26 protein-coding genes are annotated in these 25723 nt (G+C 62.0%); 7 read left to right on the top strand and 19 right to left on the bottom strand.

The window, feature by feature from the left end:
* The first annotated feature begins 96 nt into the window (after window positions 1-96).
* The 3 genes from AC07OJ_RS30375 to AC07OJ_RS30365 all read left to right on the top strand — a co-directional run bounded on the left by AC07OJ_RS30375 (window position 97) and on the right by AC07OJ_RS30365 (window position 1355).
* Window positions 97-552, top strand: coding sequence for a YkvA family protein (locus AC07OJ_RS30375; protein ID WP_065901361.1), 456 nt, complete (start codon window positions 97-99; stop codon window positions 550-552).
* 96 nt (window positions 553-648) lie between these two features.
* Window positions 649-987: a helix-turn-helix domain-containing protein gene (locus AC07OJ_RS30370; protein ID WP_495095773.1), complete on the top strand. Its 339-nt coding sequence runs from the start codon at window positions 649-651 to the stop codon at window positions 985-987.
* Complete coding sequence (locus AC07OJ_RS30365) at window positions 984-1355, top strand: hypothetical protein (protein ID WP_005786715.1); 372 nt, start codon at window positions 984-986, stop codon at window positions 1353-1355. The genes AC07OJ_RS30370 and AC07OJ_RS30365 overlap by 4 nt, the downstream gene beginning before the upstream one ends.
* On the opposite strand, the gene AC07OJ_RS30360 is transcribed toward AC07OJ_RS30365, so the two are convergent.
* Both AC07OJ_RS30360 and AC07OJ_RS30355 read right to left on the bottom strand, forming a co-directional pair.
* On the bottom strand, window positions 1352-3121 hold the full coding sequence (locus AC07OJ_RS30360; RefSeq protein ID WP_065901923.1) for a bifunctional diguanylate cyclase/phosphodiesterase: 1770 nt from the start codon (window positions 3119-3121) through the stop codon (window positions 1352-1354). The genes AC07OJ_RS30365 and AC07OJ_RS30360 overlap by 4 nt on opposite strands.
* Before the next feature lie 118 nt (window positions 3122-3239).
* Window positions 3240-5321 carry a carboxy terminal-processing peptidase gene (locus tag AC07OJ_RS30355; RefSeq protein ID WP_226939950.1) on the bottom strand — a complete coding sequence of 694 codons (2082 nt, stop codon included), beginning with the start codon at window positions 5319-5321 and terminating at the stop codon, window positions 3240-3242.
* A gap of 138 nt (window positions 5322-5459) precedes the next feature.
* Here AC07OJ_RS30355 and AC07OJ_RS30350 point away from each other — a divergent pair, with 138 nt between their 5' ends.
* Window positions 5460-6422, top strand: coding sequence for a zinc-binding dehydrogenase (locus AC07OJ_RS30350; RefSeq protein ID WP_065901353.1), 963 nt, complete (start codon window positions 5460-5462; stop codon window positions 6420-6422).
* 151 nt (window positions 6423-6573) lie between these two features.
* Here the strand turns inward: AC07OJ_RS30350 and AC07OJ_RS30345 are convergent, their stop codons facing one another.
* The 6 genes from AC07OJ_RS30345 to AC07OJ_RS30320 form a co-directional block, all read right to left on the bottom strand.
* Entirely contained in the window at window positions 6574-7227 is a 654-nt protein-coding gene (locus AC07OJ_RS30345; RefSeq protein ID WP_065901351.1) for an HAD family hydrolase, read from the bottom strand.
* A 30-nt stretch (window positions 7228-7257) separates the two neighbouring features.
* A complete protein-coding gene (locus AC07OJ_RS30340; RefSeq protein WP_495095772.1) occupies window positions 7258-8247 on the bottom strand; it encodes an ABC transporter ATP-binding protein in 990 nt (329 codons plus the stop codon).
* Window positions 8244-9044, bottom strand: coding sequence for an ABC transporter permease (locus AC07OJ_RS30335; protein ID WP_065901347.1), 801 nt, complete (start codon window positions 9042-9044; stop codon window positions 8244-8246). The genes AC07OJ_RS30340 and AC07OJ_RS30335 overlap by 4 nt, the downstream gene beginning before the upstream one ends.
* On the bottom strand, window positions 9031-9867 hold the full coding sequence (locus AC07OJ_RS30330) for an ABC transporter permease (protein ID WP_168167059.1): 837 nt from the start codon (window positions 9865-9867) through the stop codon (window positions 9031-9033). The genes AC07OJ_RS30335 and AC07OJ_RS30330 overlap by 14 nt, the downstream gene beginning before the upstream one ends.
* A gap of 5 nt (window positions 9868-9872) precedes the next feature.
* Window positions 9873-10679 (bottom strand): alkaline phosphatase family protein, encoded by an 807-nt coding sequence (locus AC07OJ_RS30325; protein WP_065901342.1) that lies wholly within the window; start codon window positions 10677-10679, stop codon window positions 9873-9875.
* A gap of 163 nt (window positions 10680-10842) precedes the next feature.
* The gene (locus AC07OJ_RS30320; RefSeq protein WP_065901340.1) at window positions 10843-11919 is read right to left on the bottom strand and encodes an ABC transporter substrate-binding protein; all 1077 of its coding nucleotides are present in this window, start codon (window positions 11917-11919) and stop codon (window positions 10843-10845) included.
* Window positions 11920-12270: 351 nt separating this feature from the next.
* On the opposite strand from AC07OJ_RS30320, the gene AC07OJ_RS30315 reads away from it, so the two are divergent.
* Window positions 12271-12984 (top strand): UTRA domain-containing protein, encoded by a 714-nt coding sequence (locus tag AC07OJ_RS30315; protein ID WP_053128712.1) that lies wholly within the window; start codon window positions 12271-12273, stop codon window positions 12982-12984.
* A 646-nt stretch (window positions 12985-13630) separates the two neighbouring features.
* Here the strand turns inward: AC07OJ_RS30315 and AC07OJ_RS30310 are convergent.
* Genes AC07OJ_RS30310 through AC07OJ_RS30275 form a run of 8 tightly spaced genes read right to left on the bottom strand, consistent with a single transcriptional unit; the run spans window position 13631 to window position 19793 of the window.
* A complete protein-coding gene (locus AC07OJ_RS30310; protein ID WP_495095771.1) occupies window positions 13631-14593 on the bottom strand; it encodes a metal ABC transporter solute-binding protein, Zn/Mn family in 963 nt (320 codons plus the stop codon).
* Window positions 14593-15492 (bottom strand): metal ABC transporter permease, encoded by a 900-nt coding sequence (locus AC07OJ_RS30305; protein WP_106804649.1) that lies wholly within the window; start codon window positions 15490-15492, stop codon window positions 14593-14595. Before AC07OJ_RS30305 ends, AC07OJ_RS30310 begins: the two co-directional genes overlap by 1 nt.
* Entirely contained in the window at window positions 15489-16235 is a 747-nt protein-coding gene (locus AC07OJ_RS30300) for a metal ABC transporter ATP-binding protein (protein WP_495095770.1), read from the bottom strand. The genes AC07OJ_RS30305 and AC07OJ_RS30300 overlap by 4 nt, the downstream gene beginning before the upstream one ends.
* Window positions 16232-17152 (bottom strand): metal ABC transporter substrate-binding protein, encoded by a 921-nt coding sequence (locus AC07OJ_RS30295; protein WP_065901323.1) that lies wholly within the window; start codon window positions 17150-17152, stop codon window positions 16232-16234. The genes AC07OJ_RS30300 and AC07OJ_RS30295 overlap by 4 nt, the downstream gene beginning before the upstream one ends.
* A 19-nt stretch (window positions 17153-17171) precedes the next feature.
* Entirely contained in the window at window positions 17172-17732 is a 561-nt protein-coding gene (locus AC07OJ_RS30290; protein ID WP_495095769.1) for a DUF6162 family protein, read from the bottom strand.
* The gene (locus AC07OJ_RS30285; RefSeq protein WP_120448031.1) at window positions 17729-18058 is read right to left on the bottom strand and encodes a hypothetical protein; all 330 of its coding nucleotides are present in this window, start codon (window positions 18056-18058) and stop codon (window positions 17729-17731) included. Before AC07OJ_RS30285 ends, AC07OJ_RS30290 begins: the two co-directional genes overlap by 4 nt.
* Complete coding sequence (locus AC07OJ_RS30280) at window positions 18055-18594, bottom strand: PA2404 family protein (protein ID WP_495095768.1); 540 nt, start codon at window positions 18592-18594, stop codon at window positions 18055-18057. Before AC07OJ_RS30280 ends, AC07OJ_RS30285 begins: the two co-directional genes overlap by 4 nt.
* On the bottom strand, window positions 18591-19793 hold the full coding sequence (locus AC07OJ_RS30275; protein ID WP_106804644.1) for a PepSY-associated TM helix domain-containing protein: 1203 nt from the start codon (window positions 19791-19793) through the stop codon (window positions 18591-18593). The genes AC07OJ_RS30280 and AC07OJ_RS30275 overlap by 4 nt, the downstream gene beginning before the upstream one ends.
* A gap of 273 nt (window positions 19794-20066) precedes the next feature.
* On the opposite strand from AC07OJ_RS30275, the gene leuC reads away from it, so the two are divergent.
* A complete protein-coding gene (gene leuC, locus AC07OJ_RS30270) occupies window positions 20067-21485 on the top strand; it encodes a 3-isopropylmalate dehydratase large subunit (protein WP_106804643.1) in 1419 nt (472 codons plus the stop codon).
* A complete protein-coding gene (gene leuD, locus AC07OJ_RS30265) occupies window positions 21482-22096 on the top strand; it encodes a 3-isopropylmalate dehydratase small subunit (RefSeq protein WP_065901309.1) in 615 nt (204 codons plus the stop codon). Before leuC ends, leuD begins: the two co-directional genes overlap by 4 nt.
* Window positions 22097-22318: 222 nt before the next feature.
* Here leuD and AC07OJ_RS30260 read toward each other — a convergent pair whose 3' ends face one another.
* From AC07OJ_RS30260 to AC07OJ_RS30250, 3 genes are all read right to left on the bottom strand, one after another.
* Window positions 22319-23233 (bottom strand): LysR substrate-binding domain-containing protein, encoded by a 915-nt coding sequence (locus AC07OJ_RS30260; RefSeq protein ID WP_201143873.1) that lies wholly within the window; start codon window positions 23231-23233, stop codon window positions 22319-22321.
* A 145-nt stretch (window positions 23234-23378) separates the two neighbouring features.
* Entirely contained in the window at window positions 23379-24689 is a 1311-nt protein-coding gene (locus tag AC07OJ_RS30255) for a dicarboxylate/amino acid:cation symporter (protein ID WP_495095767.1), read from the bottom strand.
* A gap of 97 nt (window positions 24690-24786) precedes the next feature.
* Entirely contained in the window at window positions 24787-25662 is an 876-nt protein-coding gene (locus AC07OJ_RS30250) for an alpha/beta fold hydrolase (RefSeq protein WP_065901300.1), read from the bottom strand.
* Window positions 25663-25723: the final 61 nt, after the last annotated feature.

The following is a 25723-nucleotide window of genomic DNA, read 5'->3' as shown; positions in this document are numbered from 1 at the left end:
CTGCGTGGCTTTCAGCCGGAAAAATAGGCTCTGTTCACAAGGTTATCCACAATTTGTGTGGATAACCTTTTATGTCGCCTGGAACTGGAGTGACGAATGAAACCACCCTTCAATTTCACCCGCTTCTTGCCCATGGCCGCCCGCTTGCTCGGTCGTGGGCGTTTGCCGACCCTGCTGTTCGCCGTCGCCGCCAAGGGCTCGAGCCAGGGTAATCGCCTGGGCAAGCTCAAGGATGATCTGAAGTTGCTCCAGGCCCTGTGCCTGGCCTACTGGCGCGGCGAGTACCGTGCGATCAGCCCCAAGGCGCTGATCTCGGTAGTCGCGGGGTTGATGTACTTCCTCAGCCCGATCGATGCGATCCCGGACTTTATTCCGGTGTTCGGCATGCTCGATGACATCGCCGTGCTGGCGTGGGTCATGAAGACACTCGACGGTGAGTTGAGCGCCTTTCGCGCCTGGCGCGACGCGCAGCGTCCGGAAAAACTCGCGGTGGTCGAGCGACTGCCAGCCACGCCTGCCTTGCTCGCCAAGGAAAACCCGCAAAAAAACTGATCATACGGATATCCCCCTGCGACCTTTGTGGCTGTTAGGATTACACTCCTAAGGAAAGAACTTACGCTGTAAGTGTTGTGATCCTACGGGGCAGTCATGGATATTCAGATAATTTCACGCAATGGCGAGCCCGAATACGCGGTTTTGCCATGGGACCAGTACCAGGCGCTGCTAAAAGCTGCCGGTCAGCCACACCCCGCACCGCCTCCTGCTGATACTGCCCACGTCGCCCCCGCTCAGGACCTGCGCCCGCTCGCAGACCTGCGCGGCTTGCGCGAGGCCAAGGGCCTGGCCATCGAGACCCTGGCCCGCACCGTGGGTATCAGCCCCTCGTATCTTGGATTGATCGAAAGTGGTGAACGCCAGCCGGATGCCGCGATTCGCCGCAGCCTGGCCTGGGAATTGGGCGTTGCAGGTTGGAGGGATGAATCTTGAGCTTACGTATCAGCCGTCAACACTGGGATGGGTTACTCAACGAACTGGACCAGGCGCGCCGCCAGCGCCATCTGCTGACCTACCGCGCGCTGCTGGAGCGCCTGCAATTCCCGACGCCGGCCATGCAAACCCTGGCCGCTGCCCTGGAACACCTGGCGGCGCTGGATGCCAAGGCCGAGCAGCCGTTGCGCAGCTCACTGGTGATCAGCCAGGGCGCCAGCCGCCTGCCGCGTACCGGCTTTTTTGAATGCGTGGAGCGCCTGGGCCGGTTCAGCGGGCCGTCCGATGGGGTGGCCGCGGCCTCCTGGCACGCCTCGGAGGTGGTGCGGGTGTTTGAATACGAGTACCCCGAATCCGCCGAGGCTTAAAGCGCCTGGGGCTGCATGTCCATGCTGTCGATCACATGAATGCTGTAGCCGGCAACATCCTTGGCATGGTGTTTGGCTTGCGATGCCATTTCGGCCAACTGGCTGGCATCGAGTTGTCCACAGGCCTGTGGATATAAGTGCACCACGCCGATCGACAGTGACAGCAACGCGAACTCCTGACGCACGCCCTGGCGATTCAACGCCACGAAGCAGCCAGCGTCGAGGTGCTCGGCGCGATAGAAACGCCGGCATTGGGTATGGAAATCATCCAGCAACTGGTTGAGACGCTTGCGCCAATCCTGCGGCCCCAGCACCAGCAAAAAATCATCCCCGCCAATGTGTCCGACAAAGTCGCGGCTCGGGTCGACCCGGTCGTTCAGGCACTGCGCCAGGCACAGCAACACCTCATCCCCACGTCCATAACCGTAGATATCGTTGAAGGGCTTGAAGCTGTCGATGTCCACGTAGCAGATCACCGACTCGCGCTGCTGCTGCAACAACCGTGTGAGGCATTGCTGGATCGGCACGTTGCCTGGCAGCAGGGTCAGCGGGTTGGCATAGCGCGCTTGCTGGATTTTCAGCTCGGTGATCAGCTTGAGCACATCGATCACCCGGCCCAGCCCCAGGTAGTCGCCGTTGAGGGTGATGATGAAGTCTTCTTCGATGCGCTGCCGCGCGCGGCTGGTCAACAGGCGGCTGACCTGTTGCAGCGACTGGCTCAACTCCACCGCCAGAAAATCATCGCTCATCAAGCGGCTGATCGGTTTGCGCGCAAACAGGTCGGTGGCGAACGGCTTGAGCAGCGCATCCGAGAGCGAATGCCGATGCACGATGCCGACCGGGTGGCCGCGCCCGTCCAGCACTGCCAGCGAGTTGAGGTTGGCCTGGCGGCGGAATGACTCCAGTACCTGGGCGGTGGCGGTGTCCTGGTCCACCGCCGGCTGTTCGTTAAGCAGCGCGCTGAGGTCGCTGCCTTCTTCGCTGAGGGCGATGTTGGCGTTGTCCGGCTTGGGCAGCATCAGGCGCGCCTCTTGCGGCGGCTGTTCCTGCGGGCGGCAGAGCAGGTAGCCCTGGACCAGGTCAACGCCCATCTCCGTCAGCACGGCCAGCTCTTCCGCCAGCTCGATGCCCTCGGCAATCACCTGGGCGCGGGAGGCCCTGGCGATCTGCAGGATAGAGCCGACAAACTCGCGCTTGAGCGCATCCTGGTGAATGCCGTCGATAAAGTGCCGGTCGATCTTTACGTAGTCCGGGCGCAGCTCCGACCACAGCCGCAGGCTGGAATAGCCGGCGCCCAAATCATCCAGCGCGATGGCGAAACCCATGTTGCGGTAATGGTGCAGGGCGGTCTGCAGCAGGTCGAAGTCGTCGGTGGGCGTCTGCTCGGTGAGTTCGATCACCACCTGGCTTGGCGGGATGCCAAAGTCGCGCAGCAGTTGCAGGGTGCGCCCCGGTTGATGCGCGGTCTCCATCAGGGATTCCGGCGAGATATTGAGAAACAGCTTGCCCGGCAGCTTCTGTTCACTGAAGCGTCGGCACGCGCTTTCGCGGCAAGCGATTTCCAGTTCACTGAGGCGTCCCGCGTGGCTGGCCACCGAAAACAGAGCGACAGGGGAGTGCAGGGGGCTGTTAGAGGGGCCACGACTGAGGGCTTCGTAGCCGAGAATGCGCCGTTCAGACAGGCAGATGATCGGTTGGAACAGGCTGTGCAAACTGCCTTGAGCCAGGATAGAGCCCAATGCATTCAGCTGTTCGGTCATGGTCATGGCGATCTCGATCGAAAAAAAAGGACCGCAGGCATGACGCCTGCGGTCCTTCATTTCACGACAGAATGATGTCTATATGATGACACTCCAAGGAGCGATCACATTAAATCGCCATCATTTACTGCTTGGCTACCTGCTTGGTGATCTTCAGGTAGTCCAGCAGGATCCGGCCTGTCTCGGCCAGGTAAGCGTCGTCTTCCGGCTTGGTTTTCTCGGCTTCGGCCGGCAGCGCATCTTCATCTTCTTTTTTCAGCTCCTTGAGTGGATCTTCACCCTTGGCCTTGCGGCGGATGTTTTCCAGTACCAGTTGCTGGTTTTCGATGTCGGTGTGCTGCTTGCGACGATCCACTTCGTTGAGGCTGACAGTTTTTTCTTCCATCAGCTTCTTGGCCAGGGCCAGCTTGTCGCGGATGAACACGAACTCGGCATCCTTGGCGGAGCGGGTGTCGTGGTCAGCCTTGAGCTGTGCCAGGAACGGCTTGAACGGATCGGACGCCGGCTTGATCGCAGGACGGATGGTGTCCCACGGCATGGCTTCCGGCAGGGCGCTTTCGCCGATTTCCTTGGTGTCGATGATCGACGGGAAATCAATGTCCGGCAGTACGCCCTGATGCTGGGTGCTCTGCCCGGAAACCCGGTAGAACTTGGCCAGGGTCAGTTTCAGTTCGCCATGGTTCAGCGGCTGAATGGTCTGCACGGTGCCTTTGCCGAAGGTCTGGCCGCCGATGATCAGTGCACGGTGGTAGTCCTGCATGGCGCCGGCGAAAATCTCCGACGCCGAGGCCGAGAGACGGTTGACCAGCAGCGCCATCGGCCCTTTGTAGAAGGCCCCCGGGTTTTCATCTTCGAGCACGTCGACACGGCCGTCAGCGTTGCGTACCAACACGGTCGGACCCTTGTCGATAAACAGGCTGGTCAGCTCGGTGGCTTCCTGCAGGGAACCGCCGCCGTTGTTGCGCAGGTCGATGACCACGCCGTCGACTTTGTCTTTCTGCAGTTCCGTGAGGATTTTCTTAACGTCGCGCGTGGTGGACTTGTAGTCCGGATCGCCAGCACGGAAGGCCTTGAAGTCCAGGTAGAAGGCCGGGATTTCAATCACGCCCAGCTTGTAATCCTTGCCATCCTGCTTGAGGTTGAGGATTTTCTTCTGCACGGCTTGGTCTTCGAGCTTCACCGCTTCACGGGTGATGGACACGATCTTGCTGGTCTGGTCGTTCGGTGCATTGGTGTGCGGAATAACTTCCAGGCGCACCACGCTGCCTTTCGGCCCACGGATCAGCTTGACCACTTCGTCCAGGCGCCAGCCGACCACATCGACCATCTCTTTGTCGGCCTGGGCCACACCGATGATCTTGTCGGCCGGGGCCACTTGCTTGGTCTTGTCCGCCGGACCTGCCGGCACCAGGCGCACGATCTTGACCTGGTCATTGTCGCTTTGCAGGACGGCACCGATGCCTTCCAGCGACAGACTCATATTGATATCGAAATTTTCCGCGTTATCTGGCGACAGATAATTGGTGTGCGGATCGTAGGACATCGCGAAGGTGTTGATGTAGGCCTGGAAGATATCTTCGGCACGGGTCTGGTCCAGACGTGCCAGCTGATTCTTGTAGCGCTTGGTCAACAGCTCCTGGATCGCCTTGGGCTCTTTGCCGGCGATCTTCAGGCGCAGCACTTCGTCCTTGACGCGTTTGCGCCACAGGTCGTCGAGCGCGGCGGTGCTGGTCAGCCAAGGCGCGTCCTTGCGATCCACCAGAAGGGTTTCCTTCTGGGTGAAGTCGAGCTTGTCGACGCCTTTGTCCAACTCACCCAGGGCGAAGTCCAGACGCGCTTTGACGCGGTCCAGGTAACGCTTGTAGATGGTGAAGCCGGGCTGCAGGTCGCCGCTCTTGAGGAAGTCGTCGAACTGGGTCTTCCACTTGTCGAACTCAGCGATATCGCTGGCCAGGAAGTAGCTGCGCGACGGATCCAGCAGCTTGAGGTAGCTGTCGTAGATGATCACCGAGCGCGCATCGTCAAGCGGCGGCTTGCTGTAGTGATGACGCTTGAGCAACTCGACGACGTTGAGGCTGGCAATCACCTCATCGCGATCAGGCTGAAGGTTGTCCCAGCTGTTGGCTGCGAACGTATTGGTCGACATCGACGCGAAGCCGAGACCAATGAAAAAAGCGAGGGCGGTGCTGGGGAACAAATGCTTCATGCTGATTCGACGCGGGGGCAATTGATAACGCATATTAGGCCGTCTTTGAAGTCGCCGGTTCCATATGGTCCGGTCGCATAATGCAAAAAGCCCGGCGCTACTGCTACGGGCTCAGTCCAGGTTCACTATGGAGGCACTGTGAAAGCATTGCAAGGCGTTGAAGGTCATGTGGAGTGGTTGGAAGAACCAAGTCCTACCTGCGATGTAGGCCAAGTTCGCATTCGCGTGGCGGCTGCGGGCCTCAATCGCGCAGATTTATTACAGCGTGCCGGGCTTTATCCACCACCACCCGGCGCCAGCCATGTGCTGGGCCTGGAGTGTTCCGGGGTGATCAGCGAAGTCGGTGCGGGCTCGTCCTGGCAAGTGGGCGATCGCGTCTGCGCATTGCTGGCCGGTGGCGGCATGGCCGAAGAAGTGGTGGTGGACGCACGGCATGTGCTGCCGGCGCCGGAAGGGCTGTCGCTGGTCGAAGCGGCCGCATTGCCTGAGGTATACAGCACGGCGTGGCTCAATCTGTTCCAACTGGCGGGCCTCAAGCCGGGTGAAAAAGTCTTGCTGCATGCCGGTGCCAGTGGCGTGGGCTCGGCGGCGATCCAGCTGTGCAAGGCGTTTGGCAGCCCGTGCTGGGTCAGTGTCGGTTCGGCGGAACGCCTGGCGTATTGCGAAGAATTGGGCGCCCAGGGCGGCGTGGTACGTACCGACGGCATCGAAGGGCTGCGGGACTTCGGGCCGTTCGATGTCATCCTCGATCCGGTCGGCGGCAGCTACGCCGCGCTGGACCTCAAGCTGCTGGCCCTGGACGGTCGCTGGGTGCTGATCGGCCTGATGGGTGGCCGCGAGGCGCAACTGGACCTGGCCCAGGTGCTGGGCAAGCGTGTGCAGTTGTTGGGCTCGACCCTGCGCAGCCGCAGTGATCAGTTCAAGGCGGACCTGTTCAGTGATTTGAGCCAGCACGTGTGGCCGCTGTTCACTGAAGGTCGCTTGAGCCCGCAATTGGCCAAGACGTTCCCGATCAAGGATGCCGAGGCAGCGTTTGAAGCCTTGGCGAGCAACCAGATTTCCGGGAAATTGGTGTTGGTGATTGACGAGACATTGGTCTGACACCGGTCTCCGGCTGAAATGAGATCAAACGGTGGGAGCGGGCTTGCTGGCGAAAGCGGAGTGTCAGATGAAACATTCTTCACTGACAAACCGCTTTCGCGAGCAAGCCCGCTCCCACAGTGGACTGGATTTCAATTCAAGGAGCGCAGTGTCACACCCAGTGATGGATCGGCCAGCCGGCCTTTTCCGCGTGCTCGCGTAGCACCGGGTCCGGGTTCACCACGTTTGGGTGATCCACCTTCAGCAGCAACGGCAGGTCATTGCGCGAATCCGAGTAGAAATACGCCCCTTCCAGCGTCTCGCCTTCCTGCTCCAGCCATTCCAGCAAGCGTGTGATCTTGCCTTCGCGGTAGGTCAGTACACCGACGGTACGGCCGCTGTACACGCCATGGCTCACTTCCAGATCAATCCCCAGCACTTCATCGATGCCGATCCGCGCCGCAATCGGCGTGACCAGGTGGGTGCCCGAGGCGGAAATCACCAGGATGCGGTCGCCATTGGCGCGGTGGCGGGCGATGGTCTTGGTGGCGTCGCTGTAGATCAGTGGTTCGATCACGTCCTCGACCCAGGGCTCCACCAGGTGGTCTATTTCCTCCGGGGTGCGGCCGATCATCGGCTCGAGGCTGAAGTCCATGAAGTCTTCCATGGCCAGCTTGCCCTGGCTGTAGGCGTCCATCAGCTCGTTGTTCCTGCGCATGAACGACTCGGGGTCGACCCAGCCCAGGCGGCCCATCTGCTCGCTCCACAGGGTGGCGCAGTCGCCGTGGATCAGGGTGTCGTCCAAATCAAAAATTACCAATGCCATCCGTTACGCTCTCTCAATCAGTCGTGCTGCTCAGGCTACTTCACACAGTGCACTGGGGTCGATGGAAAGTGCCAGGCGCTGGCCGTCGGGGTGCAGATCGTCCGCCGAGCGGTTCAGTACGTCCACCACCAATTCGACGCCACGGGCTTCGATGCGATAGCGGATCACATTGCCCAGCAGGCTGTGGCTGCGCACCAGGGCATCGAGTTCGCCGCTGCGGCTGAGCTCGATGGCCTCGGGGCGAATCGCGATGCGCCCGCTGATCGGCCGCTGCAGCAACTGGCTGGCCTTGTCGGCGTCCAGCAGGTTGTAGTTGCCGATAAATCCGGCGGCGAAGATATCCACCGGCGCGGTGTAGAGGGTTTCGGCGTCGCCGCTTTGCACGATCTTGCCCTGGTTCATCAGGAAGATCCGGTCCGACATGGTCAGGGCTTCTTCCTGGTCATGGGTCACGAAGATGGTGGTCAGGCCCAGTTCGCGCTGGATCTGGCGGATCTGTTCGCGCAGGTGTTTGCGAATCCGCGCATCCAGCGCCGACAGCGGCTCATCGAGCAGCAACAGGCGCGGGCGGGTGACCAGCGAGCGGGCGAGCGCCACGCGCTGGCACTGGCCGCCCGACATCTGGTGCGGGTAGCGGCCGGCGAGGTCCTTGAGTTCGACCAGTTGCAGCACTTCCTGTACCCGCTTGTGGCTGTCATCGGCATTGACCTTTTGCATACGCAGGCCGAAGGCGACGTTCTGTTCCACGGTCATGTTGGGGAACAGTGCATAGCTCTGGAACACCATGCCGATGTGACGTTTTTGCGGGCTCAGCGGGACGATGTCCTGGCCATCCAGCAGGATTTTCCCGCTGTCCACCGAGGTCAGGCCGGCGATGCAGCGCAGCAGGGTGGACTTGCCACACCCTGACGGGCCGAGCAGGGTGACGAATTCGCCCTTGGCGATTTCGCAGTTGATATCACTGAACACCGGGGTGCCGGCGTAGCCTTTTTGCAGGTGTTGGACGCTGACGAAGCTCATTGGCTTTTGTCCTTGTTCAAGATATTGGCGGCCCAGGTCAGCACCAGCACAAAGAAGAAGTAGGAAATCACGACGGCACTGGTGAAGTGGCCGCTGCTGTTGCGCATGTTGTTCAGGTACACCTGCAGGGTTTCGTAGCGGGTACCGACGAGGATGTTGGCGAACACGAACTCACCGAACAGGAACGAGAACGACAGCAGCAGCGCGACCATCAGGCCTTTGCGCAGGTTCGGCAGCACCACCAGGATCGCCGCCTGCCAGGTGCTGGCGCCGAGCAGTTGCGAGGCATCCATCAGGTCTCGCAGGTTGATCGCCTGCAGGTTATTGGTGATCGCGCGGTACATGAACGGCAGCGCCACGGTGAAGTAGCAACCGATCAGGATCCACGGTGTGCCCACCATCGCCAGCGGCCCGGAACCGTAGAGTTGCAGCAGGCCCACCGACGACACCACCGGCGGCACCGCGAAGGGCAGCAGGATCAGGATGTTCATCAGTGCGTCGAGCCTTGGGAAGTGGTAATGCACCACGAACAGCAGCGGCAGGATCAACACCACCGACAGCAGCAGCGCGCCCACGCACACCAGCAACGACTGCCCGAAGGCCATCAGGAAGCGCGGGTCGCTCCACAGCTGGACGTACCATTTCACGGTAAAGCCAGCGGGCAGGATGGTTGCCGACCAACTGCTGGCAATCGAATAGACGAAGGTGCCGATCAGCGGCAGCACCAGGATCGCAAACAACAGGTACACCACCACGCGGTGGTAGAGGGAGGCCGGGCCGGCTTCAGCGCGAGACATGGTAGCTCCTCTTGAGCAACAGTTGATGGACCACGGTGACCACGGTCATCAGCGCCACCAGCACCACGGCCAGGGCGCTGGCCATGTTCGGATCCAGCGAGACATCCCCCGACACCAGGCCGGCGATGCGAATCGGCAGCACGTTGAAGTTGCCGGTGGTCAGCGCGTAGACCGTGGCATAGGCGCCCAACGCGTTGGCCAGCAGGATCACGAACGTGCCCAGCAACGCCGGCGTGAGCACCGGCAAGCCGATATGCCGCCAGAACTGCCAGCCATTGGCACCCAGCAACGCCGCCGACTCGCGCCAGTCTTCGCGCAGCGCGTCGAACGCCGGGTAGAGCAGCAGCACGCCGAGGGGAATCTGGAAGTAGGTATAGAGAATGATCAAGCCGGTCTTGGAGTACAGGTTGAAGTCCTGAATGATCCCGGCCTGCTTGAGCATGATGGTGATGCTGCCGTTGAAACCCAGCAGGATGATGAAGGCGAACGCCAGGGGGACGCCGGCAAAGTTGCTGGTCATGTTGGCGAAAGCGGTGACGAAATTGCGCAGCGGCGAATCGACCCGGCGCAGGGAGTAACTGCCCAGGGTGGCGATAATGATGCCGAAGATGCTCGAGTAGAAGCTGATCTCCAGGCTGAACTGGATGGCTTGCAGGTAGAACTTGGAGCTGAAGATCCGCGTGAAGTTGTCCAGGCCCCAGCCGGTTTCTTCCGTTTGCAGGCTGTTGATCAACACCCAGACGAGCGGGGCGATTTCGAACACGATAAAGAACAGCGTGAAAGGCACCAGGCACAGCAGCGCCAGCCATTTGCCGCGAGTCATGGAATTCACTTCAACAGCTCCCGGCAGACAGGTTTGTCGTGTGGTACGCCCAACAGCTCGCAGACGGTGCCGCACAGGTCGGTCTGGTTCGGCGCGGCGTGGATGTCGAGGCTGAAGGCCTCGCCGAGTACAAACAACGGCACTTCGCGCTCTTCCGGCAACAGGCCGTTGTGGGAGCGATCGTTGTTCATGCCGTGGTCGGCGGTGACCAGCACCTGGTAGCCGGCATCGAGCCAGCCTTGCAGGTAGTCAGCCAGGATGATGTCGGCCGAGCGGGCGCTGTTGCGGTATTGCGCGGTGTCGAGACCGTGCTTGTGGCCGGCGTCGTCGATGTTCATCGGGTGCACGACCAGGAAGTTTGGCGCGTGTTTGACGCGCAGGCTTTCGGCGTCGGCAAACAGGTGTGAATCCGGGTAATGGTCATTCCAGTAGAAATGCCCGTGCTGGATCGCCAGCGCCTTGTCGTCGGTATGACGATCACGCGCGGCAATAAAGGGTGTGCGGTTATACAACTCGCTGACCCAATGGTAAGCAGCCGCCGCAGTGGTCAGGCCGGCGTCGGTGGCGTAATGGAAAATGCTGCGTTGGTTGGACAGGCGCGAGACCTGGTTGTGGACGATGCCGCTCTGGATCGGTGGCACGCCGGTGAGGATGCACTCATACAGCGGGCGGGACAGGGCGGGCAGTTCACATTCCAGTTTGTAGAGGGCTGCGCGTCCTGCGCCGACATAGGCCTGCAAGTGCCCCATGGCGTGTCGGGCAACCTCGAAGTTCAGGCCGTCGAGCACGACAAGGATGACATTGTGCTTCATGGGGGCTGGGGCTCCGCAACAGGGGATGTGGATCTTTTGTTCGGTTGGAACCGGATCAAATGTGGGCGCTGGCTTGCCTGCGATGGCGATGTATCAGCCGACATCAATGTCGAATGTTCGACCGTCATCGCCGGCAAGCCGGCTCCTACAGGTTTTGCGTCGCTTACTTCATTTCTACGATGACTTGCTCGTTCCACTGTTGTGGCAACTTCTTGGAGGTCGCTTCCCAGGCATCGGCATCCTTGATCGGTTGCGGGTTGGCCTTGGTGTACTGCTCGCCCGGGATCAGGTTCTTGGCGATATCAGCCGGCAGTTTCAGGTCGGTTTCAGCACGGATCGGACGCGCATTGCCACGCGCCAGGTTGAGTTGGCCGGCATCGCTGAAGATGTATTCGCGGGTCAGCTTGGCGGCGTTCGGGTGCTTGGCGTATTTGTTGATGATGGTGGTGTAGCCGGATTTTACCGAGCCGTCAGAAGGAATCAGCACCACGTAGTCATCCGGGTTGGCCATCTTGGCCTTGTAGCTCAGGCCGTTGAAGTCCCAGACGATGCCCACTTCGACTTCGCCTTTTTCCATGGTGGCGATGGTCGGGTTGGACAGCGAGAGACGACCTTGCTGGGCGATCTTGGTGAAAAACTGCAGGCCCGGCGCGATGTTTTTCTCGTCGCCTTTATTGGCGATGGCTGCCGCCAGTACGCCGTTGGCCGCTTGGGCCGCGGTGCTCACGTCACCGATGGAGACTTTGTATTTGCCTTTCTGCAGGTCAGCCCAGCTGGTTGGCACTTCGGAACCGTGCAGCAGCTTCTTGTTGACGATGAAGGCGATGGTGCCGGTGTAGGCCAGGGCCCAGTGACCGTCCTTGTCTTTGGCCCAATCCGGGACCTGGGCCCAGGTCGACGGTTTGTACGGCTGGGTGACTTCCTGCTTCACCGCGATCGGACCGAAGGCCGCGCCCACGTCGCCGATGTCGGCGCTGGCGTTGTCTTTTTCAGCCTTGAACTTGGCGATTTCCTGGGCCGAGCTCATGTCGGTGTCGATGTGCTTGAGGCCGTAGGTCTTGGCCAGGTCTTCCCAGGTGCCTTTCCAGTTGGCCCAGTCATCGGGCATGCCGACGCTGTTGATGGCGCCTTCTGTCTTGGCGGCAGCTTCAAGGGTTTTTAGATCGGTATCAGCAGCCATGGCGGCGGTGCACATGGCAATGGTCGAGCCTAACAGTGATGCCAGGAAAAGCTGTTTCATCCGAAGCTCCTTTGGGCGTTTTCAACGCTGCGTTTTTGTCGACGTTTGCGGTGGTGTTGGTCTAGGTCAGCAATACCTGAGCCAATCTAGGCTGGATGGATGACAGTTTCATGTCGATGTCGTTTTTAAATCGCTTGTGTCGCTCAGCACAGACTTAGCGTAGACCATGCTCAAGTGCCCGCAGGGCCTGGACTTGGCCGATGTATTGCAGGGTGTGCTGGAGGGACCCGACATGGACTGTCATCTGTCGGTCATCTGTAATGCCTAGGCTGGCACGCAATGGCAGGAGCCCGAATACAGCGCGTTTTGTGCACCTGAACGGTGCTGGTCTAGTCCAGATAGGTAACGTTGATGCGTGATGAGGCAATCAAGGCGGTGACATCCATCGGCCTGGCGCTGCAAGAGCAGATCGACCACGGCCTGTTGCCGCCTGCAAGCAAACTGCCCGCCGAGCGCAAGCTCAGCGAGTTGTTTGGTACCACTCGAATTACCGTGCGGGAAGCCTTGTTACAACTGGAGGCCCAGGGCCAGATCTATCGTGAGGAGCGCCGGGGCTGGTTTGTCTCGCCACCACGGCTGGCCTACAACCTGATGCAGCGCAGCCACTTTCACGCGATGGTCAACGACCAGGGGCGGGTGGCGTCTACCGAAGTGATCTCTGCGCGGCTGCAACCGGCCTCGGCGGCGGTGTGTGCGTGGTTGCAGTTGCCGGCGTTGTCCAGCGTGATCCAGATCTGCCGGGGCCGGCGGATTGACGGGCGGCTGGTGTTGTATGTGGAGCACTACCTGAACCCGCAGTATTTCCCGGGGATTCTTGAGTGCGACCTGAATCAGTCAATGACTGAGTTGTATGCGCGCAAATACGACTTGCACTACGGGCGGGTGCGTTTCGAAATCGTCCCGACCTCACTGCCGGTGGAAGCCGCCGCCGCGTTGCGCGTGTCGGTGGGCAGCCCGGGCCTGCGGATTGCCCGGGTCAATTATGACCAGCACCAGCGACTGATCGACTGCGACCTGGAATTCTGGCGGCATGATGCAATTCATGTCGGAGTGGATGTGGTTTAACCGGTGTGGCAAGCAGGCTTGTTTTGAAATGCGGGCAGGCTTGTTGTGGAATGCAGGCACGCTTGTTGTGGAATACAGGCACGCTTGTTGTGGTGAGCAGGCTTGCCCTGCGTTGGGCTGCGCAGCAGACCCAAAATCTGTATGGGGTTTTTTCTGGCAGGTTACGGCGGCCTTAGTAGGGGGCTGCTACGCAGCCCAACGCAGGGCAAGCCTGCTCGCCACAGAGTTTTGTTCACCACATAAGCCTGCTCACCCATAAGCCTGCTTACTACAGAGGTCTGTTCGCCACAGAAGGCTGACCTTCAGATGTCACGGCGTGAGTGTCTTGATCACCTGATCCACATTGGTTTCCGGCTCTGCACCGTCGACGTTCAGCATCTGCCGTCACCGGCAAGCAGTCTTGTTATGGAATGCAGGCACGCTTGTTGTGGTGAGCAGGCTTGCCCTGCGTTGGGCTGCGCAGCAGGCCCAAAATCTATATGGGGATTTTTCTGGCAGGTTAGGGTGGCTTTGATAGGGGCTGCTGCGCAGCCCAACGCAGGGCAAGCCTGCTCGCCACAGAGTTCTGGTCACCACATAGGCCTGCTCACCCATAAACCTGCTCACTACAGAGGCCTGCTCACCACAGAAGGCTGATCTTCAGATGTCAGGGCGTGAGTGTCTTGATCACCTGATCCACATTGGTCTCCAGCTCGGTCACCGGCTCTGCGCTGTCGACGTTCAGCACCAACAGTTGCGCACCGCCTGCCGTCACGGCGGCTTTTACCGCTTCGCTTGGCTGACGATGGTGCAGCACCACGGCCACGTCGTTGTCCTTCAGCGCGGCGCTGAATGTTTGCAAGGCCTCGGGTGTCCAGTCGGCGTCGGGGCGGGCGTCGGTGCTGAGCACTTCCAGGTTCAGGCTGCTGATCAGATAAGCGAAGTGATCGCTCAAGCTGACCACGCTGAGGTTGTCCGCCTTGGCCAGCCGCGCTTCGCTGTCGGCGCTGAGTTTGAGCAGGCGCTGCTTGAGGGCGGCAAGGTTGGCGTCGATGGTCGGCTTGGCGTGGGGCGCCAGGCGGCTCAGGTCGGCGGCCATTACATCGGCCATGCGCCCCATGTTGTTGCTCGATTGCCACGGCTGGCTGTTCAGCCCGTCGGCACTGCCCGGCTGCACGGCGATCCCCGGCAAGCCGCCATCCACCGGGCGTGCCGCGTCGATTTCGACGATGCGGATGTTGCTGCGGCGTGCCACTGGGTAGAGCGGGTCATCCGCCCACAGCGAGCGCAGGCCGATGGCTGCATCGGCGTCCACCGCCAGCTTGCCCAGGGCCGGCGCGCCACGGCCGGTGAAATAGGACACCTGGCGCGACCCGGGCAGGTTGGCGGGAGCTGCGCGCTCCAACTGCACATCGGTGCCCTTGAGCAGCACTTCGGCCAGCCCGTAGGTGATGGGCAACGAGGCGAGCACTTTGACGGTCTTGACCGATTTTGCCTTGCTCAGTGCAGCATGGCCGAGGCCATTGTTGGCGACGAAGTCCCGGGGTTGGAAACCGTCAACGGCGGCCAGCGCCGAGGTGCTGAGCAAGCAAGCGATGGCCAGGGCCAGTGGGCGAAAGACAGGGCGCATTATCCAAGATTCCCTTTGAGGCTGGGCACCGTGCCACGCGCAATGGCGGCAATGGCGAAGGCGATACCGGCCACCAGAATGATCGCGGCGCCGGACGGAACAGGCAGGTCGAAGATGATTGGCAGGAGGATGCCGCACAGGGTGCTGACGGTGGCGATTACCACCGAGACCCAGAAAAACCCCTTGAGCGACTGGCTGAGCAGACGTGCCGCCGCCGCCGGGATCACCAGCAGCGCGCCGACCAGGATCGCGCCGATGACCTTGACGGCCGCCACGGTGATCAGCGTAACCAGGATCACGAACAGGTAATCCAGGGTCTTCACGGCCACGCCGCGCACCGCCGCCAGTTGCGGGTTGAAGCTGGCGAGCATGATGCGGTTGTACAGCGGCAACGCCAGGGCCATCACCAGTGCGCCGACAATCGCCAGCACCAGCAGGTCATTGCCGTTGACGGTCAGCACCGAGCCGAACAGCACGTTTTCAAGGATATGCACGTTGATCTTGCCTGCCAGGATCAGCAGCAGGCTCGCGCCCAAGGCCAGCGACACCGACAGGAACACGCCGATCAAGGTGTCTGGCGCCAGGCCGGTGCGGTTGCGCAGGTAATTGAGCAGGATGCCGAACAACAGGCAGTAGCCGAACAGGCTGCCATACGGCCCGGTGTAGGGTTCGCCGAGCAGAATGCCCACGGCCACGCCGGTCAGCGCGGCATGGCCGACCGCTTCGGAGAAAAACGCAAAGCGCTTGACCACCACCAGCGTGCCCAACCCGCCCAGCACCGGGCCGATCAGCAAGCCGGCGAGCAGCGCGTTGACCACAAAACCATAGGCCAGCGCCTCCGGCAGATAGCCGGAAGAGGCCCAGCCCTGGACCATCAAGCGAAACGCTTCATAACTCATTGCGCCGGGCTCCGAGGGTGGGTAGAGAACAGGGTCAGCAGGCGATCCGGGGTCAGCGCCTCTTTCGGAGTGGCGTCGAACAGCACGCGGCGGTTCAACCCGGTGACGCGGTCGGCCAAGCGGCCCACGGCCTCCAGGTCATGCTCGATCCACAACACGGTGATGCCGGCGAGGCGCCAGTCATTCAGCAAGCGCTCGAACACCTGGATACCGGCCTCATCGAGTGCCGACATCGGTTCATCCAACACCAGCAGTTGCGGCGCCGGGATCAACCCCTGGGCCAACAGCACGCGCTGGCGCTCGCCACCCGACAATGCGCCCATGCGCCGCTTGCGTTTGTCCTGCATGCCGACCCGTTCCAGTGCCTCGCCGATTGCGCCGGCGTAATGCCTGGACAACCCGAGAAACGCCGGGCGCCGTTGGCACATGGCAGCCATGAAATCATCGACGGTCATCGGTAAGCCACGGTCGAATTCCAGCGCCTGGGGCACATAACCGATGGTGCCGGGCGTGCTTGGCCACTGCAGGCTCAACCGCCCCTGATGCGGCGTCTGGCCCAGCAAGGTCTTGATCAGCGAGCTTTTGCCGCCGCCGTTGGGGCCGACCAGCGCATGGATGCTGCCCGGTTGTACCTGGAAGGTCACGCCGTCGAGGATCGTGGTGCGACCGAGGGTCAATGAGATGGCGTCGAAGTCGAGGGTCGGGCCAATGCTGGCCACCTCCAGTCGTTGCGCGGCGGTCATGCCCCCGACTCCTGAATCGCCCGGACCACGGTGTTGAGGTTGCCGGTCATTTCCACTTCGTATTTCTCCGCGCTGTAGGCGCCGTAGGAAATATGCGACAGCGGGTACAGCTTGACCCCGGATTCACGCTGGATGGTCTCGACGTAAGTAGACGGGAAATCCATTTCCGAGAAGATCACCTTCACGTCCAGGGCTCGCAGCTCATCGATGGTTTTCTTCAGTTGGCTGGGACTTGGCTCGATACCGTGGGCCGGTTCGACCACGGCGGTGACTTCCAGGCCAAACTCGCGCAGCAGGTAGTCGTAGGCCGCGTGCACGGTGGCGACGCGCAGGTCGGGGTTGGGTGCGCTGGTCAACTTGGCCAGGGCATCGGCGCGCATCTGGCGCAGGCGCTTGCCATAGGCGCGAGCGTTCTGGGTGTAGGTCTTGGCGTTGTCAGGGTCGAGCTTGCCCAGCTCGCGGGCGATGTTGTTGACCTGGGCAATCGACGCGCTGATCGACAGGAAGGTGTGCGGGTTGACCACCTTGCCTGCACCGCGCGCGGCATTGCCGGTGGCGGCCAGCAATGGCACGTTGGCGTTGGCTTCGATCACCGGGATATCCGGGCGCTCGCTGGTGGCGATCATGCGGTCGGCGAAGTCGTCATGGCCGACGCCGTTGAGCACGATGACATCCAGGGTGCCGATGCGCTTGATGTCTTCGGCGCGCGGTTCGTAGGCATGAGGGTTGAAACCGGCAGGAATCAGCGGCACGACCTCGGCCTTGTCGCCGACGATGTTCGCCACGTAGCTGTAATAAGGGTGCAGGGTGATGCCGATCCGCAGGCGCTTGGCCGCCTCGGCATTGGCCAGCGGGGCCAGCATCAGGCTGAACAGGCCAACCAGTAATACGCGCAACAGGGGAGATGAAATAGACATGGGCAATCGGTCTTCTCGTTCAGTGACGGTGCTGGCGGGTGACGCCGGCATCGAATTGCGCGACCACTTGCTGCCAGCCGGCTGCGATCAGCGCCTGGTCAGAGAGGTCGGAGGGGGCGGCCAGGTCGGTGCTGCGATTGAGCCAGATATCCGGCTCGGCACCGTGCACGCGCATCAACAGCGAGCCACTCGTGGCAGGTGCCTGGCTCAGCCCCAGGTAGGACGAAGGCGCCAGCAGCTGCCAGCGATGATCGCCACGGCTGACCGAGCTGGCGTCCTGGGCGAACGGCGCAAAGCCTTCTTCGGCCAGTTGCTCGGGCGTGGGCAGGGCGCTTTGCTCTTGTGCCAGCAGCTGGATTTCATCCAGGGTCACGCGCAAGTCGGCATAGATGCCCTGTTCGGCAGCACTGAGGTCACGGCGCGCGTCCAACTGGTGGCTGGGCACCGCGGCGACCTCCTGGGATTCGCCGTGCAAGGCCACCACCGTGCCGGCCACCGCGAGGATGATCAGGCACAGCAGCAGGACGTAGAGGGTCTCGTGCCCGGCACCCGCGGGGCGTACAACCTGTGTCGTGCTCATTGCGGCTGGATGTCCGCTTGGTCGATTTCCACGACGTGCCCGGGACCCGCATCAAACAGCACATAGAACTCGGCCGAGGGTTTCTTGAAGGTCAGGGTCGAGTCCTGGCCCAGCTTGCCGGGCACCAGGATCGTTTCGTCGTAGCCGATCACATCCAGCGTCACTCCGGGGGCGCCGCTGCCGTCGGAGAAGCCGCCTTTGCACTCGATCTGCTCGCCAGGGATTTCCTTGCATTCGCACATCGGGTTGTGGGCCAGGGCCAGGGTACTGAAACCGGCACCGAGCACTAGCACGGCGCAGGCGCGGGTCAGGCGCTTCAAAGTCATGGTTTAACTCCTTGCTTGTTCAGCCAGGCAATGGTGGCAGGCGAGGCCTGGCTCAGCGGGATGGAACCCTGGTGCATCGTGCCGTCCCAGCCTTCCATGGTGACCCACAGTTCGGCGTCGACCGGCGTGCGTTCCGGCACGGGCAGGGCGGCGCCCATGCGGTATGGGGTGCCGAAGAAGATCACCCCGGCGGCGCGCAGGCTGCGCGGCTTGCCGATGCGCAGGTAGGTGGCCTTGACCTGGTCGGCGCAGGTGTCGCAGAGGGCGGCGTTGAAGAATTTCATCGGGCCGGCAGGGTCCGGGCGCGGGCCTTCGTTGCGAAACTCGGCGAGTTTCAGGCTCCAGGGCCCGACCTGCACCTCACCGGCCAGGCGTTCGCCGATGCCGGTGTCACCCCGAAACAGCGCGGCGTCGGCGAAGTACTTGGGCATGAAGCCCAGCGGCACCAGCAACAGCAGGACATTGATATGGAAACGCCATTTAAGCCAGAAGGCCCGCAGCGGCGAAGGCGGTGTAGCGGTAGCGACCTTGCTCATGGGTTGGCCTCCGAAGTTTCAGCCTGCAGGGCCGGGATGGGCGCGGGCGCACGTTGCGCCTTGGCCTCGCGCTTGAGCGCATTGAGGGTCGCGAGGGCGGTGCGCTTGGTCCAGATCAACAGGCCGCTCAACACCATCATGCTCAGCACCAGGCCGAAGAACGCCCAGATCAGCTTGATCCAGATACCGCCGAAGTCGCCGGTGTGCAACGGACGCATGGACTCGGTGACGAACTCCAGTTTGGTGCGGTCGGAGAGCAGGTGCGACGAGGCGATTTCACCGTCGTACGGGTTGATTTGCGCGGTCTGGTACATCAGCGGGTACCAGCCCCGGCCACCGATCTGCAGGTGGCTGTAGGCGTTGAGCGGCAGGCTGACGAAACTCGCTTCCAGCCCCGGGATGCGCTGGGTGGCGATCTCGATGGCTGCATCCACGGGAATCATCGGTGCCGGCACGCCAGGTGCCGAAGTCGGGACTTTCTCGCGTGCGATCACCGGGACGATGGGTTCGCTGGAAATCGAAATCTGGTTATCCCCCAGGATTGCCTGGATCAGGAACCAGGTGCCGGTGATGGAGATCACTGCGATAAACCAGATCGACCAGATACCGCTCAGGCGGTGGAAATCCCCCCAGAAAATCCGCGCGCCGTGGCGGATTCGCAGGGTCGGCTTGAGAAAGCCCTTCCAGAAGCGCTTGTACACCACCAGCCCGGTCACCAGCGAGGCCAGCAGCGGCAAGCCGAGCAGCGACACCAGGTACCAGCCCCAGCTGTAGCCATTGGTGAACGGCACCAGCCACCAGCCGTGCAAGGCGCGGGTGAACTGGCGGAAGTCGAACGACGGGCTGATGCCCTGGATCGCCCCGGTGTACGGGTTGACGTAGACCTCTACCGAACGGCCGTCGGGGTAGCTGAGGTCGACACTCAGGGCAAAGTGCGATTCGTCCGGACGGCTGAGCGACTGCACGATTACCTGGGGTTCGGCGCGCTTGATGGCGCTGATCACCTGGTCATAGCTCAGCGGCTCGGCATCGTCCGACGGTTTGCTCGCGCGGATGTCCGGGTTGGCCAGCCACACGATTTCCTGGCTCACCACCGCCAGGGTGCCGGTGACGCAGACGATCAGTACGAAGAACCAGATGGGCAATGCCAGCCAGCTATGAACGAGAAACCAGAGTTTGGAGCGTGACTTCTTCGACATGTGAATGAGGGTCTTGATCGGAGGGGGGCGATGGAGGCCCGAAAAAGGCCAGTCGTAGCTTTTGCTGACGCGACGGGCTGTATCTAAGTTAAGACGGATGAGAATGGGAAAACCCTAATCCGAACATGCAAGTAAATGTTTCAGATTCACATTCACACGGATTAACGACGCGATCGAACACGAAACATGTTCCAAGCCATCACCGAGGTGGCATTGATGAGGGCTGGGGGCTGCGTAGGATGGAGCCATACCGTTGAGCGAGCCTTTAGAACAATGACTGCCAGAACTCTCTACGACAAACACATCGATTCCCACACGGTGTGCGCCCTCGATGACCAGGGCCACGTGCTGCTGTATATCGACCGCCAGGTGATCAACGAATACACCAGCCCGCAGGCTTTCAGTGGCCTGCGTGAGGCCGGGCGTGGCGTGTGGCGTCCGGGTACGGCGCTGGCCGTGGTCGACCATGTGAACCCCACCACGCCCCAGCGCATCGCGGCGATGCCCGATGCGGGCGGGGCACGGCAAGTGTCTTACCTGGCGGAGAATTGCCGGGATTTCGGCATCGAGCTGCTGGATATCCTCGACAAGCGCCAGGGCATCGAACATGTGATCGCGCCGGAACAGGGGTTTATCCTGCCGGGCATGGTGATCGCCGCCGGTGACAGCCACACCACCACATACGGAGCCCTGGGCGCCTTTGGCTTCGGCATCGGCACCTCGGAAATCGAACACCTGCTGGCCTCCCAGACCCTGGTCTACAAGCGCCTGAAAAGCCTGCGCGTCACCGTCGAGGGGGCGTTGGCCAAGGGCTTGACCTCCAAGGACGTGATCATGGCGCTGATTGGCAAGATCGGCGCGTCCGGTGCGACCGGCTATGCGATCGAGTTTCGGGGTTCGACCATCGACGCCTTGAGCGTCGAGGCACGCATGACCATCTGCAATATGGCGGTGGAGGCGGGTGCTCGTGGTGCATTCATGGCGCCGGACGAAAAAGTCTTCGCCTACCTCAAGGGCAAGCCGCGCGCGCCCACAGGTGAGTTGTGGGAGCAGGCGCTGGTGGGCTGGCGCCAACTGCATTCAGACGCCGACGCGGTGTTCGACCAGGAGGTGCACCTCGACGCGAGCACCCTGGAACCCATGGTCACTTGGGGCACCAGCCCCGACCAGGCCGCGCCGATCGGCGCCCGGGTGCCGGATCCGCAGGATGTCAGCGACCTGATCCTGCGCCAGGACATGCGCCGCGCCCTCAACTATATGGGCCTGGAGGCCGGCATGCCGCTGAGCGAGATCGTCATCAGCCATGCCTTTATCGGTTCCTGCACCAACGCGCGGATCGAAGACCTGCGTGACGCCGCCAGTGTGGTGCGCGGCAAGCAGGTGGCCGAGCACGTGCGGGCGATGATCGTCCCCGGTTCCACCGAAGTGCGCGACCAGGCCGAAGCCGAAGGGCTGGCGGCGATCTTTATCGACGCCGGTTTCGAATGGCGCCAGTCCGGCTGCTCGATGTGCCTGGCGATGAACGACGATGTGCTGGCCCCCGGCGACCGCTGCGCCTCCAGCACCAACCGCAACTTCGAAGGCCGCCAGGGCGCCGGCGCGCGTACCCACCTGATGAGCCCGGCAATGGTCGCCGCGGCCGCGATCACCGGCCGCCTCACCGATATCCGCCACTTTGGAGACCGACCATGAGCCTGCAACCCTTTACCTTGGTCACCGGCAAGGCCGCACCGATGCTGGCGGCGAATATCGACACCGACGTGATCATGCCCAAGCAGTTTCTCAAGGGCATTGACCGCAGCGGCCTGGACCGTGGGCTGTTCTTTGATCTGCGCTTCTTGCCCAATGGCGCGCCCAACCCCGAGTTCGTGCTGAACCAACCCGCCTGGCAGGGCGCGAGTTTTATGGTAGTGGGGCCGAACTTCGGCTGTGGTTCCAGCCGTGAGCACGCGGTGTGGGGCCTGAAGCAGATGGGCATCCGCGCACTGATCGGCAGCAGCTTTGCCGGGATTTTCTACGACAACTGCCAGCGTAACGGCGTGCTGCTGATCACCCTGGAAGAGGCGGTCCTGCAGCGCCTTGGCCAGACCGTCAGCCAGCCCGACCAGGCGCAGATCAGTGTTGATCTGCAAGAACAGCAGATTCGCCTGGCGGACGGCCAGGTCATTGCGTTCCAGATCGATACCCTGCGCAAGACCGCGCTCCTACTCGGCCTGGATGCAATCGGCAGCACCCTGCAGCGCAGCGAAGAAATCAAAGCCTTCGAACGCCGCCACCTCGCCGCCAATCCCTGGCTCAACTGACCTACTCGAACCGCAATCGCCGGCAAGCCAGCTCCTACGGGTGAGCGGGTTTGCACGGCGGGAAAGAAGCCATCCCCCAGGCAATAAACCCTTGCTTGGCCCACCCCAAACTGTAGGCGCCGGCTTGCCGGCGATTGCAGTGTCAAATATTGCAAACTGACCCACCGCTATCACCGGCAAGCCGGCTCATACCGTCGGGCGGCGTTGCTCGGCAGGATGGCTTTAGATCGACAGCCCTTTGAAGTGCTCCTGCAAGAACTCCACACACGCGCGCAACTTCCCGGAATACGCTAGCCGCGTCGGGTACACCGCCCACACGTTGGCACTCTGGGTGTAGGCGTGCAGCACCTGCACCAGCTTGCCCTGTTCCAGCAGTGGCTTCACATCCCACATCGAGCGCAGCAGTACGCCGCGCCCATCCAGCGCCCATTGCAGTACGATCTCGCCATTGTTCGAGGACAACGGACCGCGCACGCGCACGCTCTCCTGGGCGCCGTCGTGCTCGAGGTTCCAGATGCCGAAGGCGTTGTCGCGCTCCTTGAGCACCAGGCAATCGTGCTGCTCCAGGTCGCTCAAGTGTTGCGGCATGCCCCGGCGCTGCAGGTACGCGGGCGCGGCGCACAGCACCCGGCGATTGCTCACCAGGCGCCGGCCGATGTGCTGGCCGGGGATGTCGTCGCCTACGCGGATCTCCAGGTCGAAGCCTTCGCTGACGATGTCCACCACGCGGTCGAACAGGTCCAGGCGGATTTCCAGGTCCGGGTACTGCTCCGCCAACAACGACAGGGCCGGTGCCACATGATTGCGGCCAAAGCCGAAACTGCTGCACAGGTGCAGGCGGCCACGCGGGCTGTCATGGGCATCGCTGAGTTCATCGGACAGTTGCTGGAAGTCTTCGAGAATACGCACGGCCCAGCGCTGCACCCGTTCACCGTCTTCGGTGAGGGCGATGCGGCGGCTGGTGCGGTGCAGCAGGCGGGTGGCCAGGGTGGTTTCCAGAATCTGGATACGCTTGCTGACATACGCCGGCGACAACCCCAGCTCATCGGCGGCGGCAGCGAAGCCGGCCTTGCGGATCACGGTCAGGAACACCCGCAGGTCTTCGGGTAGGGGCACGGTATCTTTCTTATGAGTCATCAGAAACAAGCGTGGCGGCATGAGCCGCCAGAATAGCACCGGTGTGACGAGGCAGCGTGCTGCCGCTGGAATGTGCAGCGCTCCGATCTTTTTCGGGGCCGCCGCGCAGCCCGGCGGGCGCAAGCTCCCTCGCCACCGTCAGGGTTTACTCGGCAGCGGTTTTCGCCTGTGCCGCCTGGGCAGCGCGCGCATGGCGGCCGCGCTTGAGGGCGATCGGCGCCATCTTCTCGCGATCCAGTTCGCCTTCCCAGGCGGCCACCACCAGGGCGGCCACGGCGTTGCCGATGATATTGGTCAGCGAGCGGCATTCGGCCATGAACCGGTCGACGCCGAGGATCAGCACCATCGCCGCCACCGGCACAGTCGGCACCACCGCCAGGCTCGCCGCCAATGCCACAAACCCGGCACCGACCACCGCACCGGCGCCTTTGGAGGTGAGCATGGCCACCGCCAGCAGGGTCAGTTGTTGCTCAAGGGGCAGCTGGATATTGGTCGCCTGGGCCAGAAACAGCACCGCCAGCGTCATATAGATGTTGGTGCCGTCCAGGTTGAAGGTGTAGCCGGTCGGCACCACGATGCCCACCACGCCCTTGGATGCGCCGAGGCTTTCAAGTTTCTGGATCAGTTGCGGCAGCGCCGACTCCGACGAGCTGGTGCCGAGCACGATCAGCAGTTCCGACTTGATGTAGCCCATCAACTTGAAAATGCTGAAGCCGGCATAGCGCGCGATGCTGCCCAGCACCACGGCGATAAAGAAGAACGCGGTGATATAAAAGGTGCCCACCAGTTTCAGCAGCGGCAGCAACGAGCCCACGCCGTATTTGCCGATGGTGAAGGCAATCGCACCAAACGCACCGATCGGCGCGACGCGGCTGATGATGCCGACAATGCGGAAGAACACCTCGCTGGCCTGGTTGATCACGCCCACCAGCGGCCGACCTTTTTCACCGACCATCACCAGCCCGACGCCAAACAGCACGGAGACGAACAGCACCGGCAGGATCTCGCCCTTGGAAAACGCATCGAAAAACGTTGTGGGAATCACGTGCAGCAGGAATCCGGTGATGCCTTCGCCATGCTCGGCCTGGCCGACAAAGCCGGCGATCGCCGAACTGTCGAGAGTCTTCACATCAATGTTGAAACCGACGCCCGGGTGCAGCAGGTGCGCGGCGAGAATGCCGATCAGCAGGGCGATGGTGGACACCACTTCGAAGTACAGCAGCGCCTTGCCGCCGACCCGGCCCACCTGCTTCACGTCGTGCATGCTGGTGATACCGGAGACCACCGTGCAGAAGATGATCGGGCCGATGATCATTTTGATCAGCTTGATAAAGCCATCGCCCAGGGGTTTGAGGTCAATGCCGATCTGTGGCCATTGGTGGCCGATCAACACGCCCAGCGCGATCGCGATGAGCACCTGGATATACAGGGTTCCCAGCAGTTTTCTGATTGTCATTGTTATTATCTCGAGACGTTGTTTTGGGCAAAGCGAACCCGTCGCAGGCCGTTGGCAGCCTGCGAGGCGGGTGTGTCAGGTCACGGGGTGATGCGGCTCAGCGAAGGAAGGCCAGGACTTCGCCAAGCAACAACTCGGGGGCTTCTTCAGCGATGTAATGGCCGGCCGGCAGGGCCTTGCCGCGAACATCGGTGGCGACTTTCTGCCACTCCTTGAGCGGCTCGAAGCAGCGGCCGACGGTGCCTTCGGCACCCCACATGACCAGCAGGGGCAGGTTCAGGTGGTTGCCGGCGTCGATATCCGCCTGGTCGTGCTCAAGGTCGATACCGGCGGCAGCACGGTAGTCCTCGCAAATGCCGGTGGCGCTGCCCGGTAACTTCAAGCAACGCAGGTAGTCGGCGAAGGCTTCATCGGTGAACGGCTTGAGCCCGGCACTGCGACTGCCCATCACGCTGCGCAGGTACAGCTCGGGGTTGCTCTCGATCAAGGCTTCGGGCAAGGGCGCCGGGCGAATCAGGAAGAACCAGTGCCAGTAAGCGCGGGCGAAAGCCTCGTCGGTTTGTGCATACATCGACAGGGTTGGCGCGATATCCAGCAACACCATGCGCTGCACGGCCTCGGGATGATCCAGGGCCAGTCGATGGGCCACACGGGCGCCACGGTCGTGGGCCAGCAGCGAAAACTGCGCGAAGCCCAGGGCCTGCATCAGCTCGACGCCGTCGCGGGCCATTTCGCGTTTTGAATAATTAGTGTGATGGTCATTGGCCGGCGGCCTGCTGCTGTCGCCATAACCGCGCAGGTCGGCGGCGACCACGGTGAAGTGCTCGGCCAGCTGCTCGGCGACTTTATGCCAGATGACATGGGTTTGCGGATGCCCGTGCAGCAGGAGCAGGCCGGGACCCGTACCGCCTTTGCGGTAGCTGATGTCCACGCCGTTGACGTGGCACTGGTCTTTCTGGAATCCGGCGAACATGGAATGACTCCTTGTGATGATTGCCTGCATCCTGGAATCACGCGGCGTTCGCGGCAAGGGG

The organism is Pseudomonas sp. GW821-FHT09C08 (assembly GCF_059418125.1).
The sequence above is the reverse complement of the archived record's forward strand: the minus strand, read 5'-3'. Positions and strand labels throughout refer to the sequence as shown.

Coding starts and splice junctions, on each gene's coding strand:
- AC07OJ_RS30375 (WP_065901361.1), top strand. CDS start 97: ATGAAACCACCCTTCAATTTCACCCGCTTCTTGCCCATGGCCGCCCGC.
- AC07OJ_RS30370 (WP_495095773.1), top strand. CDS start 649: ATGGATATTCAGATAATTTCACGCAATGGCGAGCCCGAATACGCGGTT.
- AC07OJ_RS30360 (WP_065901923.1), bottom strand. CDS start 3,121: ATGACCATGACCGAACAGCTGAATGCATTGGGCTCTATCCTGGCTCAA.
- AC07OJ_RS30355 (WP_226939950.1), bottom strand. CDS start 5,321: ATGAAGCATTTGTTCCCCAGCACCGCCCTCGCTTTTTTCATTGGTCTC.
- AC07OJ_RS30345 (WP_065901351.1), bottom strand. CDS start 7,227: ATGGCATTGGTAATTTTTGATTTGGACGACACCCTGATCCACGGCGAC.
- AC07OJ_RS30340 (WP_495095772.1), bottom strand. CDS start 8,247: ATGAGCTTCGTCAGCGTCCAACACCTGCAAAAAGGCTACGCCGGCACC.
- AC07OJ_RS30335 (WP_065901347.1), bottom strand. CDS start 9,044: ATGTCTCGCGCTGAAGCCGGCCCGGCCTCCCTCTACCACCGCGTGGTG.
- AC07OJ_RS30330 (WP_168167059.1), bottom strand. CDS start 9,867: ATGACTCGCGGCAAATGGCTGGCGCTGCTGTGCCTGGTGCCTTTCACG.
- AC07OJ_RS30325 (WP_065901342.1), bottom strand. CDS start 10,679: ATGAAGCACAATGTCATCCTTGTCGTGCTCGACGGCCTGAACTTCGAG.
- AC07OJ_RS30320 (WP_065901340.1), bottom strand. CDS start 11,919: ATGAAACAGCTTTTCCTGGCATCACTGTTAGGCTCGACCATTGCCATG.
- AC07OJ_RS30315 (WP_053128712.1), top strand. CDS start 12,271: ATGCGTGATGAGGCAATCAAGGCGGTGACATCCATCGGCCTGGCGCTG.
- AC07OJ_RS30310 (WP_495095771.1), bottom strand. CDS start 14,593: ATGCGCCCTGTCTTTCGCCCACTGGCCCTGGCCATCGCTTGCTTGCTC.
- AC07OJ_RS30305 (WP_106804649.1), bottom strand. CDS start 15,492: ATGAGTTATGAAGCGTTTCGCTTGATGGTCCAGGGCTGGGCCTCTTCC.
- AC07OJ_RS30300 (WP_495095770.1), bottom strand. CDS start 16,235: ATGACCGCCGCGCAACGACTGGAGGTGGCCAGCATTGGCCCGACCCTC.
- AC07OJ_RS30295 (WP_065901323.1), bottom strand. CDS start 17,152: ATGTCTATTTCATCTCCCCTGTTGCGCGTATTACTGGTTGGCCTGTTC.
- AC07OJ_RS30290 (WP_495095769.1), bottom strand. CDS start 17,732: ATGAGCACGACACAGGTTGTACGCCCCGCGGGTGCCGGGCACGAGACC.
- AC07OJ_RS30285 (WP_120448031.1), bottom strand. CDS start 18,058: ATGACTTTGAAGCGCCTGACCCGCGCCTGCGCCGTGCTAGTGCTCGGT.
- AC07OJ_RS30280 (WP_495095768.1), bottom strand. CDS start 18,594: ATGAGCAAGGTCGCTACCGCTACACCGCCTTCGCCGCTGCGGGCCTTC.
- AC07OJ_RS30275 (WP_106804644.1), bottom strand. CDS start 19,793: ATGTCGAAGAAGTCACGCTCCAAACTCTGGTTTCTCGTTCATAGCTGG.
- leuC (WP_106804643.1), top strand. CDS start 20,067: ATGACTGCCAGAACTCTCTACGACAAACACATCGATTCCCACACGGTG.
- leuD (WP_065901309.1), top strand. CDS start 21,482: ATGAGCCTGCAACCCTTTACCTTGGTCACCGGCAAGGCCGCACCGATG.
- AC07OJ_RS30260 (WP_201143873.1), bottom strand. CDS start 23,233: ATGACTCATAAGAAAGATACCGTGCCCCTACCCGAAGACCTGCGGGTG.
- AC07OJ_RS30255 (WP_495095767.1), bottom strand. CDS start 24,689: ATGACAATCAGAAAACTGCTGGGAACCCTGTATATCCAGGTGCTCATC.
- AC07OJ_RS30250 (WP_065901300.1), bottom strand. CDS start 25,662: ATGTTCGCCGGATTCCAGAAAGACCAGTGCCACGTCAACGGCGTGGAC.